At 67.5% G+C, this 16,055-nt stretch carries 14 protein-coding genes; 3 read left to right on the top strand and 11 right to left on the bottom strand.

The window, feature by feature from the left end:
- Positions 1-30: 30 nt before the first annotated feature.
- From ACX12L_RS19635 to ACX12L_RS19595, 9 genes are all read right to left on the bottom strand, one after another.
- Complete coding sequence (locus tag ACX12L_RS19635; RefSeq protein ID WP_459264120.1) at positions 31-1,506, bottom strand: amino acid permease; 1,476 nt, start codon at positions 1,504-1,506, stop codon at positions 31-33.
- 91 nt (positions 1,507-1,597) lie between these two features.
- Complete coding sequence (locus ACX12L_RS19630) at positions 1,598-2,392, bottom strand: ABC transporter ATP-binding protein (protein ID WP_459264119.1); 795 nt, start codon at positions 2,390-2,392, stop codon at positions 1,598-1,600.
- A 12-nt stretch (positions 2,393-2,404) separates the two neighbouring features.
- Positions 2,405-3,289, bottom strand: coding sequence for an ABC transporter permease (locus ACX12L_RS19625; protein ID WP_459264118.1), 885 nt, complete (start codon positions 3,287-3,289; stop codon positions 2,405-2,407).
- A 79-nt stretch (positions 3,290-3,368) separates the two neighbouring features.
- Complete coding sequence (locus ACX12L_RS19620) at positions 3,369-4,337, bottom strand: ABC transporter substrate-binding protein (RefSeq protein ID WP_459264117.1); 969 nt, start codon at positions 4,335-4,337, stop codon at positions 3,369-3,371.
- Between the two features lie 237 nt (positions 4,338-4,574).
- A complete protein-coding gene (locus ACX12L_RS19615; RefSeq protein ID WP_459264116.1) occupies positions 4,575-6,275 on the bottom strand; it encodes an electron transfer flavoprotein-ubiquinone oxidoreductase in 1,701 nt (566 codons plus the stop codon).
- Between the two features lie 118 nt (positions 6,276-6,393).
- Positions 6,394-7,035, bottom strand: a complete 642-nt coding sequence (locus ACX12L_RS19610; protein WP_459264140.1) for a TetR family transcriptional regulator — start codon at positions 7,033-7,035, stop codon at positions 6,394-6,396.
- 152 nt (positions 7,036-7,187) lie between these two features.
- Positions 7,188-8,324 carry a CaiB/BaiF CoA transferase family protein gene (locus ACX12L_RS19605; RefSeq protein ID WP_459264115.1) on the bottom strand — a complete coding sequence of 379 codons (1,137 nt, stop codon included), beginning with the start codon at positions 8,322-8,324 and terminating at the stop codon, positions 7,188-7,190.
- Positions 8,325-8,341: 17 nt separating this feature from the next.
- Positions 8,342-9,397 (bottom strand): hypothetical protein, encoded by a 1,056-nt coding sequence (locus ACX12L_RS19600; protein WP_459264114.1) that lies wholly within the window; start codon positions 9,395-9,397, stop codon positions 8,342-8,344.
- A gap of 17 nt (positions 9,398-9,414) precedes the next feature.
- Entirely contained in the window at positions 9,415-10,584 is a 1,170-nt protein-coding gene (locus ACX12L_RS19595; protein ID WP_459264113.1) for an acyl-CoA dehydrogenase family protein, read from the bottom strand.
- A gap of 138 nt (positions 10,585-10,722) precedes the next feature.
- Between ACX12L_RS19595 and ACX12L_RS19590 the strand changes: the two genes are divergently transcribed.
- The 3 genes from ACX12L_RS19590 to ACX12L_RS19580 are packed head-to-tail and all read left to right on the top strand — an operon-like array spanning position 10,723 to position 13,951.
- Positions 10,723-11,940 carry a CaiB/BaiF CoA transferase family protein gene (locus tag ACX12L_RS19590; protein WP_459264139.1) on the top strand — a complete coding sequence of 406 codons (1,218 nt, stop codon included), beginning with the start codon at positions 10,723-10,725 and terminating at the stop codon, positions 11,938-11,940.
- Positions 11,940-12,947, top strand: coding sequence for an NADPH:quinone oxidoreductase family protein (locus ACX12L_RS19585; protein WP_459264112.1), 1,008 nt, complete (start codon positions 11,940-11,942; stop codon positions 12,945-12,947). The genes ACX12L_RS19590 and ACX12L_RS19585 overlap by 1 nt, the downstream gene beginning before the upstream one ends.
- Positions 12,948-12,988: 41 nt before the next feature.
- The gene (locus tag ACX12L_RS19580; RefSeq protein WP_459264111.1) at positions 12,989-13,951 is read left to right on the top strand and encodes a Bug family tripartite tricarboxylate transporter substrate binding protein; all 963 of its coding nucleotides are present in this window, start codon (positions 12,989-12,991) and stop codon (positions 13,949-13,951) included.
- Between the two features lie 17 nt (positions 13,952-13,968).
- On the opposite strand, the gene ACX12L_RS19575 is transcribed toward ACX12L_RS19580, so the two are convergent.
- Together ACX12L_RS19575 and ACX12L_RS19570 are read right to left on the bottom strand one after the other, a co-directional pair.
- Entirely contained in the window at positions 13,969-15,354 is a 1,386-nt protein-coding gene (locus ACX12L_RS19575; protein WP_459264110.1) for a sensor histidine kinase, read from the bottom strand.
- Positions 15,355-15,357: 3 nt separating this feature from the next.
- Entirely contained in the window at positions 15,358-16,032 is a 675-nt protein-coding gene (locus tag ACX12L_RS19570; RefSeq protein ID WP_459264109.1) for a response regulator, read from the bottom strand.
- Between the last annotated feature and the right edge of the window lie 23 nt (positions 16,033-16,055).

The following is a 16,055-nucleotide window of genomic DNA, read 5'->3' as shown; positions in this document are numbered from 1 at the left end:
GCAGGCCCGCGCGCCATTGGCGATGCGTGGTCAATACGCCTCGGGCTTCACCCGCATTTCGCCGTAGGGCACGATGCGCGAACCCTTGACACAGCGGTAGCCGAACCAGATCAAGAGAAACAGCGGCAGGCCGATGTAGGTCGCCGTCACGCCCGCCCAGTCGATGCGCTCTTCCAGGAAGGCGCGGTAGTTCTGTCCCAGCGTGATCGTCATGCACAGGACGAAGGCAAAGATGGGGCCGAAGGGGAACGAGGCGGTGCGGTAGGGCAGGGCATCCAGATCCAGCCCCTGCGCCACGTAGCCCTTGCGGAAGCGGTAATGGCTGATGGCGATGCCCAGCCAGGCGATGAAGCCCGTCATGCCCGAGAGGTTGAGCAGCCAGATGTAGACCACCTGCGGGCTGAAGATGTTGGTGAGAAAACACAGCGCGGCCACCACCGTGGAGGCGATGAGCGCCATCATCGGCACGCCGCGCGCGTTCACGCGGGCAAAAACCGCCGGGGCCATGCGCTGGCACGCCAGGGTGTAGAGCATGCGCGTGGAGGCATACATGCCCGAATTGCCCGCCGAGAGCACCGATGTCAGCACCACGGCGTTCATCACGGCGGCGGCCGAGAGCAGGCCCGCGCGCTGGAACACCAGGGTGAACGGGCTCACCGCGATGTCGCCCACGTCGTTCTTGAGCAGCTGCGGGTCGGTATAGGGAATGAGCAGGCTGATGACCAGGATGGCAAGCACGTAGAACAGCAGGATGCGCCAGAACACCTGGCGCACGGCGCGCGGGATGTTCCTGGCGGGATCTTCCGATTCGCCGGCGGCAATGCCGATCAGCTCCGTGCCCTGGAAGGAAAAGCCCACGATCATGGCCACGCCGATCAGCGCCGAAAAGCCCCCGGCAAAGGGCGCGTCGCCCTCGGACCACAGGGCGATGCTGCCCCAGACGCCCCCGGGCGGGCCGCCGCGCAGAATACCCAGCACCATGAGCAGGCCCAGGCCGATGAAGATGACGACGGTGACCACCTTGATGGTGGCGAACCAGTATTCGGCCTCGCCGAAGCCCTTCACCGAGATGGCGTTGAGGCCAAACATGATCGCCAGGAAGACAGCGCTCCACAGCACCCCGTCCACGCCGGGGAACCAGTAGGCCATCACCAGCTGCGCGGCCACCAGGTCGACGGCGATCGTCACTGCCCAGTTGTACCAGTAGTTCCAGCCCAGGGCGAAGCCGAAGCCCTCGTCCACATAGCGGCTGCCGTAGGTGGCGAACGAGCCCGAGATGGGCAGATAGGCAGCCATCTCGCCCAGGCTGGTCATCAGGAAGTAGACCATCAGGCCCACGACCATGTAGGCCAGCACGGCGCCGCCGGGACCGGCCTGGGAGATGGTGGCGCCCGAAGCGACGAACAGGCCCGTGCCGATGGAACCGCCAATGGCGATCATGGACAGGTGGCGCGCCTTCAGGGCGCGGTGCAGGTGATGGCCGGAAGTGGAGTCGCTCGCACTCATGGGAGTCCTCGGAAGGGGCGGTGATGCCCGGGCGCCGCGGCGGACAGCAGCGCATGGAAGGGCCGATGGCATCGGCCGGGCAATGAGAGGGTCAGCTCAGCAGCAGGGCGTCGTCGGCAAGCTTTTCGCCGCGCACCTTCTCGAACATGCGCAGCAGGTCGGGCACGTCCAGGCGCGCGCGTTCCTCGCCGGACACGTCCAGCACCACCTGGCCCTGGTGCAGCATCACCGTGCGCTCGCCCACGTCCAGCGCCTGGCGCATGCTGTGCGTGACCATCATGGTGGTGAGCTGGTTTTCCTGCACGATGCGCGCCGTGAGCTGCAGCACGAAGTCGGCCGTGCGCGGATCGAGCGCCGCAGTGTGCTCGTCCAGCAGCAGGATGCGCGAGGGCTGCAGCGCCGCCATGAGCAGGCTCACCGCCTGGCGCTGCCCGCCCGAGAGCAGGCCGATGCGGTCCGTGAGGCGGTTCTCCAGCCCCAGGCCCAGCGTGGACAGGCGCTCGCGGTACATGGCGCGCTCGGCCTGCTTGACGGCGCCGCGCAGGCCGCGGCGCGTGCCGCGCTGCTGGGCCAGGGCCATGTTCTCCTCGATGGTCAGGTCCTCGCAGGTGCCCGCCATGGGGTCCTGGAACACGCGCGAGACGCGCTCGGCGCGCTCCCACACGGGGCTGCGCGTCACGTCCAGGCCGTCGATGGCGATGCGGCCGGTGTCCACGCCGATGTCGCCCGAGATCGCGTTGAGGAAGGTGGACTTGCCCGCGCCGTTGGAGCCGATGACGGTGACGAACTGCCCGGCCGGGATCTCCAGCGACATGCCGCGCAGCGCGCGCGTCTCTATGGGCGTGCCCGGGTTGAAGGTGATGTACAGGTCTTGTGCGCTCAGCATGGCGTTTTTTCCTTACTTGCGGCTGCCGAGCTTGCGCTTGAGCTGCGGGATCACCAGCGCCACGGTGACCAGCACGGCGGTGACCAGGTTCAGGTCCTGCGCCTTGAGGCCGATGAAGTCGCTGTTGAGCGCCGCCGCAATGAAGAAGCGGTAGACGATGGCGCCCACGACGACGGCCAGCGTCGCGTAGACGATGCGCCGCGACGGCAGGATGGACTCGCCCACGATCACCGCGGCCAGGCCGATGACGATGGTGCCTATGCCCATGGAAATGTCGGAGCCGCCCTGCGTCTGCGCGAACAGGGCGCCCGCCAGGCCCACCAGCGCGTTGGAGATGGCCATGCCCAGCAGCACCATGGCCCCGGTGTTGATGCCCTGGGCGCGCGCCATGCGGGCGTTGGAGCCGGTGGCGCGGATCGCCAGGCCCCGCTCCGTGGCGAAGAACCAGTCGAGCACCAGCTTGGCGAGCACGACGACCACGAACAGGACCATGGGGCGCGCCACGTAGTCGGGGATGCTTTCGGGCTGCAGCAGGGTGAAGAGGGTGGTGTCGTTGATCAGCGGCACGTTGGGCCCGCCCATGATGCGCAGGTTCACCGAGTACAGGGCGATCATCATCAGGATGCTGGCCAGCAGGTCCATGATCTTGAGCCTGACGTTGAGCCAGCCCGTGAGCAGCCCCGCCACCGCGCCGGCCGCCGTGGCCGCGAGCGTCGCCAGCCAGGGATTGGTGCCCGTGGAGATCAGGATGGCGCAGACCGCGCCGCCCAGCGGAAAGCTGCCGTCCACCGTGAGGTCGGGAAAGCGCAGCAGCCGGAAGGAAATGTAGACCCCCAGCGCCACCAGGCTGAAAATCAGGCCGATCTCAACGGCGCCGAGCAGGGAAAAGAGGGACATGGGGCGGGGCTTGGGGCTGGGGGCAGAAACAAAGCAGGAGCCCTGAGGGGCTCCTGCGCGCGAGGGCCGAACGGCCTATTTACTGAACGACCTGCGCGGCCGACTTGACCAGCGTGTCGGAGAGCTTCACGCCCTGCTTCTCGGCCGCGCCGGGGTTCACGAACAGCTCCATCTTGGTGCTGAGCTCGGGCTTGATGTCGCCGGGCTTCTCGCCCTTCAGGATGCGCACCACCATGCGGCCGGTCTGCTCGCCCAGGTCGCGGTAGTTGATGCCCAGCGCGGCGATGGCGCCGCGCTTGACGCTGTCGGTGTCCGATGCCACCAGCGGGATCTTGGCGTCCTGGCCCACCTTGACCAGCGACTCGTAGGCCGAGACCACGTTGTTGTCGGTGTTGGTGTAGATCACGTCCACCTTGCCGATGAGACTGCGCGCGGCGCTGCTCACGTCCACCGAGCGGGGGGCCGCGGCCTCGACCAGGGTCATGCCGAGCTTGGGCAGGAGCTTCTCGAGTTCCTTGACCACGACCACCGAGTTGGCCTCGCCGGGGTTGTAGACCATGCCCACGCGCTTGGCATTGGGCACCACCTGCTTGACCAGGTCCATCTGCTTGTCCAGCGCCAGCATGTCGGACACGCCGGTCACGTTGGTCTTGCTGGGCTCCCAGCTGGACACGAGCTTGGCGGCCACGGGATCGGTCACGGCGGAGAACACCACGGGCACGGTCTTGGTGGCGGCCACCACGGCCTGGGCCGAGGGCGTGGCGATGGCGACGATGGCGTCGGGCTTGTCACCCACGAACTTGCGCGCGATCTGGGCGGCCGTGCCGGTGTTGCCCTGGGCGCTCTGGTACTGCCACTTGAGGTTCTTGCCCGATTCGTAGCCCGCTTCCTTGAGCGCTGCCTGCACGCCGTCGCGCACCGAGTCGAGGGCAGGGTGCTCCACGATGGCCGTGACGGCCACGGACTTCTGCTGGGCGTGGGCCACGGGGACGAGGGTGGCCATGGCCAGGGCGAATGCGCCCAGGGGCGCCCAAGACAAGCTCTTCATATCGGTTCACTCTCCAATTGAACGTGCGGTGTTTCCTGCGCTCTTTTTGTGGCCGGGCCGCCGCAGGAACGACGTGCAGCCCGGGGCAGCAAGTCTAACGTTTGCGCCGGGCCGCTGCGCGGGCGCGAGCGCCCGAACATACGCCGGCACCATGCCTGAAAATACCATCAAACTAGCATGAAACGCTTGACTGACAAGCGCAGCATGCTATCAAAAACACAGTAGACCGCGATCTACTTACATACCCGAATAGTTCGGCCCGCCGCCGCCCTCGGGCGTGACCCAGACGATGTTCTGTGTCGGGTCCTTGATGTCGCAGGTCTTGCAGTGCACGCAGTTCTGCGCGTTGATCTGCAGGCGCTGGGCGTTGCCGCCCTGGGCCTCGTCGGGCACGAATTCGTACACGCCGGCGGGGCAATAGCGCGCCTCGGGCCCCGCGTACTTGGCCAGGTTGATGGCCACCGGCACCGATGCGTCCTTGAGCGTGAGATGCGCGGGCTGGTTCTCCTCGTGGTTGGTGTTGCTGATGAACACGCTGGAGAGCCGGTCGAAGGTCAGCTTGCCATCAGGCTTGGGGTAGACGATGGGCTTGCACTCGGCTGCGGGCTTCAGGTAGGCATGGTCGGGCTTGTCGCGGTGCAGCGTCCAGGGAACGTGGCCGCGCAGCACGAACTGCTCGAAGCCGTTCATCAGCGTGGCGGTGGTCAGGCCGTACTTGAACCAGTTCTTGAAGTTGCGGTCCTTGTTCAGCTCGGTGTAGAGCCAGCTTGCCTCGAAGGCCTTGGGGTAGGCCGTGAGTTCGTCGTGCTGGCGGCCGCCTTGGATGGCGTCGTACGCGGCCTCGGCCGCGAGCATGCCGGTCTTGATGGCCGAGTGGCTGCCCTTGATGCGGCTCACATTAAGGTAGCCCGCGTCGCAGCCCACGAGCGCGCCACCGGGGAAGATGGTCTTGGGCAGGGAGTTGATGCCGCTGGCGTTGATGGCGCGCGCGCCGTACGAGAGGCGCTTGGCCGTGACTTCGCCCTTGTCGTTCTCGAAATACCAGCGGACGTTGGGGTGGGTCTTCCAGCGCTGGAATTCCTCGAAGGGGCTCAAATACGGGTTGGTATAGCCCAGGCCCGTGACGAAGCCCACCGCCACCTTGTTGTCATCCAGGTGGTACAGGAAGGCGCCGCCGTAGGTCTTGCTGTCCATGGGCCAGCCGGCGGTGTGCATGACGAAGCCGGGCTGGTGGCGCTTGGGGTCGATTTCCCACAGCTCCTTGACGCCGATGCCGAAGCTCTGCGGGTCGCGATCCTCGTCGAGCTTGTAGCGGGCGATCACCTGCTTGCCCAGGTGGCCGCGCGCGCCCTCGGCGAAGATCGTGTACTTGGCCAGCAGTTCCATGCCGAGCTGGAAGTTCTCGGTGGGCTCGCCATCCTTGCCGATGCCCATGTTGCCGGTGGCCACGCCCTTGACGGAACCATCCTCGTTGTAGAGCACCTCGGCGGCCGCGAAGCCGGGGAAGATCTCCACGCCCAGCGCCTCGGCCTGCTCCGCCATCCACTTGGTCACGTCGCCCAGGCGCACGATGTAGTTGCCGTGGTTGTGCGCGAAGGGCGGCAGGAAGACGTTGGGCACGCGCAAGCCCGATTTCTCGGAGAGGAAGATGTAGGCGTCATCGGTCACGGGCTGGTTCAGGGGCGCGCCCTTTTCCTTCCAGTCGGGAATCAGCTCGGTGAGCGCCTTGGGGTCCATGATGGCGCCCGAGAGGATGTGGGCTCCGGGCTCGGAGCCCTTTTCGAGCACGACGACGGATACGTCCTGGCCTTTCTCGGCCGCCAGTTGCTTCAGGCGGATGGCGGTGGCAAGCCCGCCCGGGCCGCCGCCGACGATGACCACGTCATATTCCATGGCTTCGCGGGGGCCGTATTGGGCGAGGATTTCTTCGTTCGTCATGGGCGTCTCTTTGGATTGGATCGTTGGAAAATGGCCGTGCAGCGCGGCCATGGCGCTGGTGTTCTGCTGGCGGCGATTGTATTCACGCCGGAGCAGGGCAATCGCGCACTCGTTTTTTTCACGCGGGCAGACGGGCCGCGGTGGTGGGGACTTTGGATCTGGACTTCGCCGCGACGATGCTGCAGACCGCTTGCAGGGCCAATTGATCCGCAATCCGGAGTTTGGCCGCTGCCGACTCGCCCTCGCGCGGCCGGTACCAGACGGTCGTCCAGTTGAGCGAGCCCAGGATGCTCTTCGATGCGATCGACGGGTCGAGCGCGGCAAACACGCCTTCGGACATCCCCTGCTCGAGCACATGCTCGAACAGCTCTTCGTAGGCATCGCGCATGGCGACCACTTCCTGCAGGGCTTCCCGCTCCATCGGCGTCGTGCTGATGGACTGGTGGAGCTCCACGCCCTGCACCGTGACGCGCTGGTAGTAGAGGGACTCCATGATGGCCATCGCATGCCGGTGGCACATGTTGAAAAGCCTCTCGATGGTGCTCAAGGATGGGTCCTGGAACACCGGCAGCTGGGCCCTGAGGTTGATCACCATGGCACGCTTGTGCACGGCGAAGAACAATTCGGACTTGCTGCGGTAATGGTAGTAGACGCTCCCTTTGGTGGCGCCTATCTGGCTTGCGATCACATCGATGGACGCTGCGGCAAAACCGAAGATCGTGAACGCTTTGGCCGCGGCGTCGAGAAGCGCCAGCTGCATTGGCGGCATCGCTTCATAGTCGGTATTGATCCACGCTTGGATTTCCTGGTTCCTGATCACGATGGCAGATGAGCGGGTGGCCGAAAGCCGATACTTTACATACTACCCGGCACCTCCGCGGTTGTCCTGCGGTTTGATCGGATAACAGGCTCTCACGGCCGGGCGCCGCCAGGAGAAAGGCTTCCAAGCACCGGCGGCGGCAGGCGGATGCTCGCAGGCGTGTCCGAGAGCTTGATGGGAATGCCCGGCCCGACGTAGCCATCCTGGCGCACGACCATTTGCCGGAACTTCGCATGTTCCGAGCCGGCGACGGCCTCGATGTCCAGGATGGGCGCCGCGGGCACGCCATCCGCCAGGAGCCGCTCGCCGAGCGCCTCGCCCTCGAACCGCGCAAAAACCTCGCAGAGGCGGGCCTCCAGGGCATCCCGGTTCTCCACCCGCGCCCGGTTCGTCGCGAACCGCGGGTCCCTGGGGAGGTCCGGGGCGCCGAGGTGGCCGCACAGCTTGCCGAACAGCCGGTCGTTGGCCACGGCGATGAACAGCGGCACCGTGGCCGTCTTGTAGACGTTGTACGGGACGATGTTCGCATGGCGGTTCCCGGTAGGCCTCGGCACCTTGCCGGAGTGCAGGAAGTTCGTGAGGAAGGGGTGCGCCACCGACACCGCGCTGTCGTACAGGCTCACGTCCGCCAACTGCCCGCGGCCGGTCCTGGTGCGCGCCTGCAGCGCCAGCAATGCCGCCATCGCGGCGTTCATCCCCGTGGTGAGGTCTACCACCGGAACGCCCAGCCGGACAGGCTCGCCATCGGCGTCGCCGTTGATGGACAGGAGGCCCGCCATGGCCTGCACCGCGGCGTCGTACCCCGGCAGGCCGCCATAGGGGCCTTCGTCGCCGTACCCCGTGATCCGGCAGTGGACCAGGCGAGGGAAGGTCTGCGTGAACCACCTCGCATCCGGAATGCCCCAGGACTGCAGCGTGCTGAGCTTGAAGTTCTCGATCAGCACGTCTGCCGTCGCCAGCAGGTCCATCAGGCGCCAGCGCTCCTGCTCCTTCCCCAGGTCGAGCACGACGCTTCGCTTGTTGCGGTTCACCGCGTTGAAATAGGCGGAGCTGCCGTTCACGAACGGGGGGCCGAACCCGCGGCATTCGTCGCCCTCGGGGCTTTCGACCTTGATGACGTCCGCCCCGTGGTCGCCGAGGATCTGGCCTGCGAACGGGCCGGCGAGCACGCGGGACGCGTCCACCACCTTGATGCCCTCAAGCGCTCCGGGCCGAAGTTCTGTGCTCATCGACATGGTCCTCGGTTTCAGTTGCCGCGAATGGTCCAGGACAGTTCGCGCCTGCCGGAGCCGCCGCCGTCCACGAATTGCATGCCAAGCCGCCGGTTGTGCGCCTGATGCGCGCCTTCGAGCAGGCCGTTCCAGGCCTGTGACAGCAGGGGAGACCACTCGTCCAGGCCCTCCCTGAATGCCCAGCCTTCCTGGCGCACCTCGAATGCGCCGCCGGCCTCCACGACGGAGGTCCTGTCGCCATGCGCGGCGCCGAGGTCCGCCAGGAACCCCGCGAACCCGCGCGCGTCGGGGGCGTAGTCGCCTCCCAGGCCCCTCGCGGTCTCGTGATAGAACTGCATCCCCACCATGCGGCCCGCCATCCGCAGCCTGTGCGCCGCTTCGTCGGGCCCCCACAGCTGGAGCGCGGTGGGGAAAGCCGAGCGTACGTATTCCATCGCGTAGTTGCGGTGCGCCTTGGCGAGCCGCGCCGCGGGCCAAGTGTCGATGGGCAGCTTCGGCGCCTTGGCGGGGTCGAAGTCGGGCGCGTCCTCCTCGCGGGCGAAGCGAAGCCGCTCGTGCGGCTGCAGGTCGCGGTCGTACTCGCAGTAGTAGCCTTCGAGACCGGATTGCCCGTCGACCGTCTGCTTGGTGCAGACGAAGCCCAGGCGCGGGTTCCCGAGCATCGTGCCGTTCTGCGCGTGCCAGCCGAGCAGCATCGCGCGGGAGACCTCGGGGGGGATGCCGCACAGCGCGGTCCCGGCCCAGATCCAGCGGGGCGCGGCATACCGGATCCACGCCTTGCGCTCGGACTCGTACATGTACTCGACGGAAACCCCGCCGATGTGGTTCGACAGGTAGTGGTACTGCGCCGCGGCCACGGCGGGGGACAGGGTGTCGATGCCCAGCTTCTTGAGGCCGGGCAGGAAGCGCTCGCGGCGCTGGCGGCAGAAGATCTCGTAGACCAGTTCCTCGGCCTTTGCCGGCCCCATTCTGGAAACGGTGTACAGCACGATGCCGGTGAAGTACGCGTGGTACCACCCGGCAACGGCCTTCCATGCGCCGACGGGCTCGTTCTTGGTGTCTGTGTTCACGGTTGTCGTCTTTCAAGTCAGTGGTCCAGGGGGCGCGCCGCCGAGCGCTTCACCGCGCGCGCGATGACGAGGCGCTGGATCTCCGAGGTTCCCTCGTAGATTTCGGTGATGCGCTGGTCCCGGTAGCAGCGCTCCACGACGTTCGGCCTGACGTAGCCCCGGCCGCCGAGAATCTGCATGGCGTCGTCGCAGACCTTGTGGGCCGCTTCGCTGGCGAACAGCTTGGCCATGGCCCCGAGCGTGCTGACGTCGCGCCCCTCGTCGTAGGCCTTTGCCGCCTCATGGACCATCATCCGCGCGGCGGAAAGGCTGGTGGCCGCATCGGCAAGCATGAAGCCGACGCCCTGGTGGTCGATGATGGCCTGTCCGAATGTCTGGCGCTGCGTGGCGAATTCCGCGGCCGCGCGATAGCTGCACAGCGCAATGCCCAGGGCCTGGGCGGCGACGACGATGCGCCCGATGCTGAGCGTGGACAGGGCCAGCTTCAGGCCATGCCCCTCGCTTCCGACCATGCTCGACCGGGGCACCCACACATCCACCTTGAAGTTGGTGGTCGTGGTGCCGCGGATGCCCATCTTGTCTTCGTAGAAGTCGACGACTGCGCCGGGCGTGGACCGCGGGACCCAGAAGGCGCTGATGTTGTTCCTGGCGCCGGGCTCGCCGGTCAAGGCAAAGACGATGAAGTGCTCCGAGTGGCCGCCGTTGCCCAGCCAGCATTTCTCGCCACGGATCCGCCATCCATCGCCCTCGCGCACCGCCGTGGAGGTGATGGCGGAGGCATCCGAGCCCGCACTGCGTTCGCTCAGCGCGAAGTTCACGGCTTCGCCCCGGCGCGCGAGCCCTCCCAGCAAGGCCTGCTTCTGCTCTTCGTTGCCGCCCAGAAGAACGGGGAATGCGCCAAGGGACAGCGCGGCCATGATGGCCGACGTGGAGCCGCATCCGGCGGCAATCGTCTCCACCACGGCGGCAAGCGCGACCAGCGAAGCGCCGCCGCCGCCATAGGCCTTCGGCAGGAACATCCCGGAAATGCCGGATTCGCGCAGCGGCCGGAGATGCTCGACGGGATAGCGCTGCTCCCGGTCGATGATGTCGGCCAATGGCGCGAAGTGGCTTTCCGTCAACTGGGCTGCCAGCTCCTGCCATCGCCTTGCCTCGGCGTCCAGCGGCATCTCCCAAAGTGCATCCATACGAATCTCCATTGAAAACGAGCGCATTCAAAAAATACTACTCGGTATCCTAGTTCCAAACTTGACCGATGGCAATCGGGGCAAGCGAGGCTTGGTTTGCAAAGAATACCAAGTAGTATTTCATGCCGAACAGTATGTCTGGAGGTCTGTTTGAGCAATCCATCGAATGGCGGCCCTCTCTCCGGGGTGCGCGTACTCGACATCACCGCGGCCCTGTCCGGACCCGTCGCAACACAAATCCTTGGAGACATGGGGGCGGACGTCATCAAGGTGGAGCCGCTGGAAGGCGACAGCATCCGCGGCATGGGGCCGGCCCGCCACCACGGCATGGGGGCCATGTTCCTGCACTCGAACCGCAGCAAGCGCAGCGTGGTGCTGGACCTCAAGCTCGAAAGCGCCCGCGAAGCCTTCAGACGGCTCGCAAGGACGGCCGACGTGCTGATCTGCAACACGCGGCCCAAGGCAATGGCGCGCCTCGGCCTGGACTACGCGCGGCTCGCCCCGGCGAATCCCGGGCTCGTCTACGTCAACATCGTCGGCTACGGCAGCGGCGGGGCGGCTCCGGACAAGCCCGCCTATGACGACCTGATCCAGGCGGCGGCCGGCATTCCGTCGCTGTGCCCGAGCGGCGGGCCCGCGCGGTACGCCCCCATCGCGGTCGCCGACCGGGTCACCGGCATCTGCGCGGCGAACGCAGCGTTGGGCGCGCTGTTCCACAGGGCCAGGACCGGCGAGGGGCAGCACGTGGAAGTGCCCATGATGGAAACCATCGCGGCCCTGGTGCTGGCCGACCACATGGCGGGCCTCACGTTCGAGCCGCCCATCGGCCCGCCCGTGTACCAGCGCTACGTATCCATCCGCCGCCCGCTCCCGACGCTGGACGGGCATCTGAGCATGATGGTGCTGACCGACAGGCAGTGGCGGACCTTCTTCGAGGCGGTCGGCCACCCCGAGGTCATGGACGACCCGCGGTTCCAGGCGATGGCGCAACGCACCCGGAACCTGGAGGCCTTGTACGCCAGGGTCGAGAGCATTCTGAAGACCAGGACCACGGCCAAGTGGGTGGAGCGCCTGGAGGCCGCCGACATCCCGGTCGCGAGCATCGAGACCATGGAGTCGCTGATCACGAACGAGCACCTTGCGGGCTCGGGCTTCTACCAGCAGACCGACCACCCGTCGGAGGGGCGGATCCGGACCATAGCGAAGACGAGCAGTTGGTCAAAAACCCAGCCGCGGCCCACCCGCCCGACGCCCCGGCTTGGCGAGCACAGCGCGGAGGTATTGGCCGAGGCCGGTTATTCCGCGCCGGAGATCGCGCAGATGCTCGCCAGCGGCGCATCGAAGGGAGAGGACTGATGAAGGCGGTCGTATGCAGGGAATACGGCGGCCCGGACGTCGCCCGCCTGGAGGACGTGGCGCCGCCGCCGATGCGGCCGGGATGCGTGCGGGTGCGCGTCGAAGCGGCAAGCGCGAGCTTCGCCAGCCTTCTGGTGATGGCAGGGAAGCACCAGAACAAGGCGCCCCTGCCCTTGATTCCGGGGACGGAGGTGGCTGGCGTCGTCACCGAGGTCGCGGGCGACGTCTCGCGGTTCCAACCCGGCGACCGCGTCATCGCCGGCGTTCAATCCGGCGGCTATGCCCAGGAGGTCGTCGCGCCGCAGCAGACGGTGTTCGATCTTCCCTGGCCCGTCAGCTTCGAGGATGGCGCCCAGTTTCCCACCATCTACGCAACGGCATACGGCGCGCTGAAATGGCGCGCGCGGCTTGCCCCGTCGGAATTCGTGCTGGTGCATGGTGCCGGCGGCGGAAGCGGGCTGGCGGCCGTCGAGGTGGCCAAGGCGCTGGGAGGGCGGGTGATCGCGACCGCGGGCTCGGAAGGGAAGCTCGAAGCCGCTCGCAGCCGCGGGGCGGAGCACGCTATCAACTACCGGGAGCAGGACTGGCGCGAAGCCGTTCTGGAAATCACGCGGCAGCGCGGCGCCGACGTGGTCTACGACCCGGTGGGCGGCTCGACCTTCGACACGTCGCTGCGGTGCATCGCACCCGAGGGCCGGATCATCCCCATGGGATTCGCCGGCGGGATCATTCCGACCGTGCCGGCCAACATCGTCCTGGTCAAGAACATCTCCGTCCTGGGCGTCTACTGGGGCTACTACTTCGGCTGGGGCCGCCAGCCGGTGCTCCCCTCCAACGACGCGCGGATGCGCGCCGCCTATGTGGAGCTTTTCGAATGGCTGATCCAGGGAAGGATCAATCCATTCGTCCACGCTGTCCTGCCTCTTTCCGACTTCCGCACGGCCCTCGGAATGATCGCCTCGCGCGCGGTCGTCGGCCGGGTGATCTTGCGGCCGCAGGCCGGCTAACGGCCACTGCCTTCATTTTTTCACCCCCCAAGGAGACACCCATGTTCACTCGCCGAATCGCACTCGCCGCCTCTCTCGCGGCACTGGCGGTCCCGTCCTTTGCCCAGGACAAATATCCGTCGCGGCCGATCACGCTGATTTCGCCGTACCAGGCGGGCGGTACCACGGAGACTTTCGCACGTCTCCTGTCGGAGGAGTTCTCGTCCATCCTGGGCCAGCCGCTGGTCATCGAGCAGAAGCCCGGCGCCTCCGGAACGATCGGCGCGAGATTCGTCGCCGGCGCCAAGCCCGATGGCTACACCCTGCTCGCCAACACGTCCCAGCACGTGATGTACGACGGCATGTACCAGAAACTGCCCTTCGACTCGATGAAGGACTTCACGCCGGTCGGCATCCTCGGATCCGCACCGATCCTGGTCGTCGTCGCCGAGAACTCTCCCTACCGGAGCTTCAAGGAGGTCCTGGAGGCCGCGAAGACGAAGAACATCACGTTCGCTTCCGGGGCGCCAGGGTCGCTTCCCCACCTGACGGGCGAGCGCGTGGCCATGCAGGCCAGGGTCAAGATGGCCCACATCGCCTTCAGCGGCACGGCGCCCGCGCTCACCAACGTGCTGGGCGGGCACGTGGATCTGCTGTACTCCACCGCGGCAAGCGTCATGGCGCAGATCAAGGGGGGGCGGCTGCGCGCGCTGGCGGTATCGACCAAGGACCGCATGCCGGAGCTTCCCGATGTCCCCACCATCGCCGGGTCGGGCATGCCCGGCTTCGATGTCACCGCCTGGTATGGCGTCTGGGCGCCCAAGGGCACCGGCCCGTCCGTGGTGAAGATCCTGAACGACGCGCTGCGCGCCGCGTCCGACAAGCCAGCCGTGCGCAAGCGCATGGCGGACAACAGCGTGACGCCCAGCCACCTGAGCGCCGAGCAGTTTGCCGCCTTCGCCGAGCAGGAGCGCCAGGTCTGGCTCGGCGTGATGAAGAGCGCTGGCCTGCAGCCGGAGAACTGAGCCCATGATGAGGCGAGTCAGGCGGGCGTGGCCGCGGCGGCCGGCGTGAATTCCAGCCGGGCCTCGAAGCCGCCGCGTTCGCCCGCCAGCGGCGAGCACAGCGTGAACCGCGCATCGTGCTTCTCGGCAATGGTGGCCACGATGGACAGGCCCAGCCCGTAGCCCGTGCGTTCGGCGCTGTGGCGCACGTGGCGCCGCTTCAGGGCCTGCAGGCGGTCGCCGCTCACGCCGGGGCCATGGTCGCGCACGGCCAGTGCGCAACCCGGTCCGACGATGAGTTCCACGGGGCTGTCGCCGGCGTAGGCGAGCGCGTTCTCCACCAGGTTGCGCAGCGCGATGGCCAGGGCGTCGAAGTCGCCCAGCGCCACGGGGGCGAGCCCTTCGTAGGCCTGCACCAGATCGAGACGGTCCACCGCGTGCTCCTCCTGCCAGAACTCCTGCGCCACGGTGGTGGCCAGCTGCTCCAGGTCCACGGGATGGCGGGTGAAGGGGGCGCTGGATTCGGCGCGCGAGAGCTGCAGCAGTTTCTCGGTGCGCTGGCTCAGCGTCTGCAGCGCGGTGACGGCCGCCTGCACGTCGGCAGGGCTCAGGCCGTGCTCCAGCGCGGTTTGCAGCCGCAGGCGGGCCGCGGCGAGCGGCGTGCGCAATTCGTGCGCGGCATTGGCTGCCAGGGCGCGCTCCACGTCGAGCGCCAGCGCCAGGCGCTCCAGCAGGCGGTTCACGTGGTCTTCCACGCTGCGCAGCTCGCGCGGCAGGCCGGGCAGGTCGATGGGGGTCAGCAGCAGCCCGTTGCGCAGGCTGATTTCGTGCTTGAGCGTGTCCAGCACGCGCAGCTCGCGGCGGGCGATGCGCTGCAGCAGCAGCGCCAGCAGCGGCAGCATGGCCACCATGGCGATGATGAGCCCAAACAGGGTGCGGTTCACCGCCTCGCGGCGCTCCTGCAGGGGGTCGGCGACCTGCATGTAGATCGGGCGGGTGGGGTGGCGCAGGGTGTATACACGCCAGGCGTGGGTGCTTTCGAAGCCCGGGGCCAGCGGCACGTCGAACTGCTCGGCACTGGCCTCGGCGGAGCGGGCCAGCACGCGATGGGTGCCGGGCTCGACGATCTGGTAGAGCAGGGCGGCGTCGGCGAAGGAGCCCGGCGCTGGCAGGATCAGCGGGCCATCGGCGCCGCTGCGCGGCCCCGCCGCGTCCAGGTGGTCCAGCGCGATGTCGAACATGCGGTGCGAGACCTCGACCAGTTCGTCGTCGAAGTTGAAATTGATCTCCCTGTCGGTGTACCAGGTCACGCCCAGCGCGCACAGCAGCCACACGCCTCCGACCCAGAGGATGAGGGCGCGGGTGAGCCGCCCGGCCAGGCTTTGCGCGCGCGCGGGGGACTGCGGTGTGGCCGGTGCGTCCATGTCCTATGTGCCTGGGGCGGGGTTGCGCACCAGGCGGTAGCCCAGGCCGCGCAGCGTTTCGATGTGCTCGCGCCCCAGCTTGCGGCGCAGGCGGCTGACGAAGACCTCCAGCGTGTTGCTGTCGGTCTCGTCGTCGAAGCCGTACAGCGCGTCCTGCAGGCTCTCGCGCGTGTGGAGGCGCTCGGGGTGCGTTGCCATGACGCGCAGCAGCGCCCATTCCTTCTGGGTCAGCGCTATGGGAACGCCGGCGCGGCGCACCTGCTCGCGCGACAGGTCGATCTGCAGGTCGCCCAGGGTCAGCACCGGCACGTGGGCGGCGTTGCGCCGCCGCTCCACGGCGCGCAGGCGGGCGAGCAGCTCGCCGGGGTCGTACGGCTTGACGAGGTAGTCGTCCGCGCCGGCATCCAGGCCGTGGATGCGGTCGCTGACCTGGTCGCGCGCGGTGAGCACGATGACGATGGGCCGCTGCTTGAGCGAGCGCACCTGCGGCAGCAGGGCGAGCCCGTCGCCGTCGGGCAGGTGCAGGTCCAGCAGCACGGCGGCGTACCGGGCGGCGTGCAGCGCGGCGCCGGCCTGGGCCAGGCTGGGCACGGCGTCCACCACGAAGGCCTTGGCGCGCAGGTAGCCGCACACGGCCTCGGACAGGGCCGCGTCATCTTCCACCAGTAGCACGCGCATGCATATCCTCGATTGCTTGTCGG

It is taken from the genome of Alicycliphilus sp. T452, from assembly GCF_054512775.1.
Note: the sequence above shows the minus strand (reverse complement) of the source record. Positions and strands in the feature narration are given on the sequence as shown.

Excerpts from the sequence above, each read along its gene's own strand:
- ACX12L_RS19620 (WP_459264117.1), bottom strand. The coding sequence starts at position 4,337 with ATGAAGAGCTTGTCTTGGGCGCCCCTGGGCGCATTCGCCCTGGCCATG.
- ACX12L_RS19610 (WP_459264140.1), bottom strand. The coding sequence starts at position 7,035 with ATGCAGCTGGCGCTTCTCGACGCCGCGGCCAAAGCGTTCACGATCTTC.
- ACX12L_RS19570 (WP_459264109.1), bottom strand. The coding sequence starts at position 16,032 with ATGCGCGTGCTACTGGTGGAAGATGACGCGGCCCTGTCCGAGGCCGTG.
- ACX12L_RS19595 (WP_459264113.1), bottom strand. The coding sequence starts at position 10,584 with ATGGATGCACTTTGGGAGATGCCGCTGGACGCCGAGGCAAGGCGATGG.
- ACX12L_RS19615 (WP_459264116.1), bottom strand. The coding sequence starts at position 6,275 with ATGACGAACGAAGAAATCCTCGCCCAATACGGCCCCCGCGAAGCCATG.
- ACX12L_RS19575 (WP_459264110.1), bottom strand. The coding sequence starts at position 15,354 with ATGGACGCACCGGCCACACCGCAGTCCCCCGCGCGCGCGCAAAGCCTG.
- ACX12L_RS19630 (WP_459264119.1), bottom strand. The coding sequence starts at position 2,392 with ATGCTGAGCGCACAAGACCTGTACATCACCTTCAACCCGGGCACGCCC.
- ACX12L_RS19605 (WP_459264115.1), bottom strand. The coding sequence starts at position 8,324 with ATGAGCACAGAACTTCGGCCCGGAGCGCTTGAGGGCATCAAGGTGGTG.
- ACX12L_RS19585 (WP_459264112.1), top strand. The coding sequence starts at position 11,940 with ATGAAGGCGGTCGTATGCAGGGAATACGGCGGCCCGGACGTCGCCCGC.
- ACX12L_RS19635 (WP_459264120.1), bottom strand. The coding sequence starts at position 1,506 with ATGAGTGCGAGCGACTCCACTTCCGGCCATCACCTGCACCGCGCCCTG.
- ACX12L_RS19625 (WP_459264118.1), bottom strand. The coding sequence starts at position 3,289 with ATGTCCCTCTTTTCCCTGCTCGGCGCCGTTGAGATCGGCCTGATTTTC.
- ACX12L_RS19580 (WP_459264111.1), top strand. The coding sequence starts at position 12,989 with ATGTTCACTCGCCGAATCGCACTCGCCGCCTCTCTCGCGGCACTGGCG.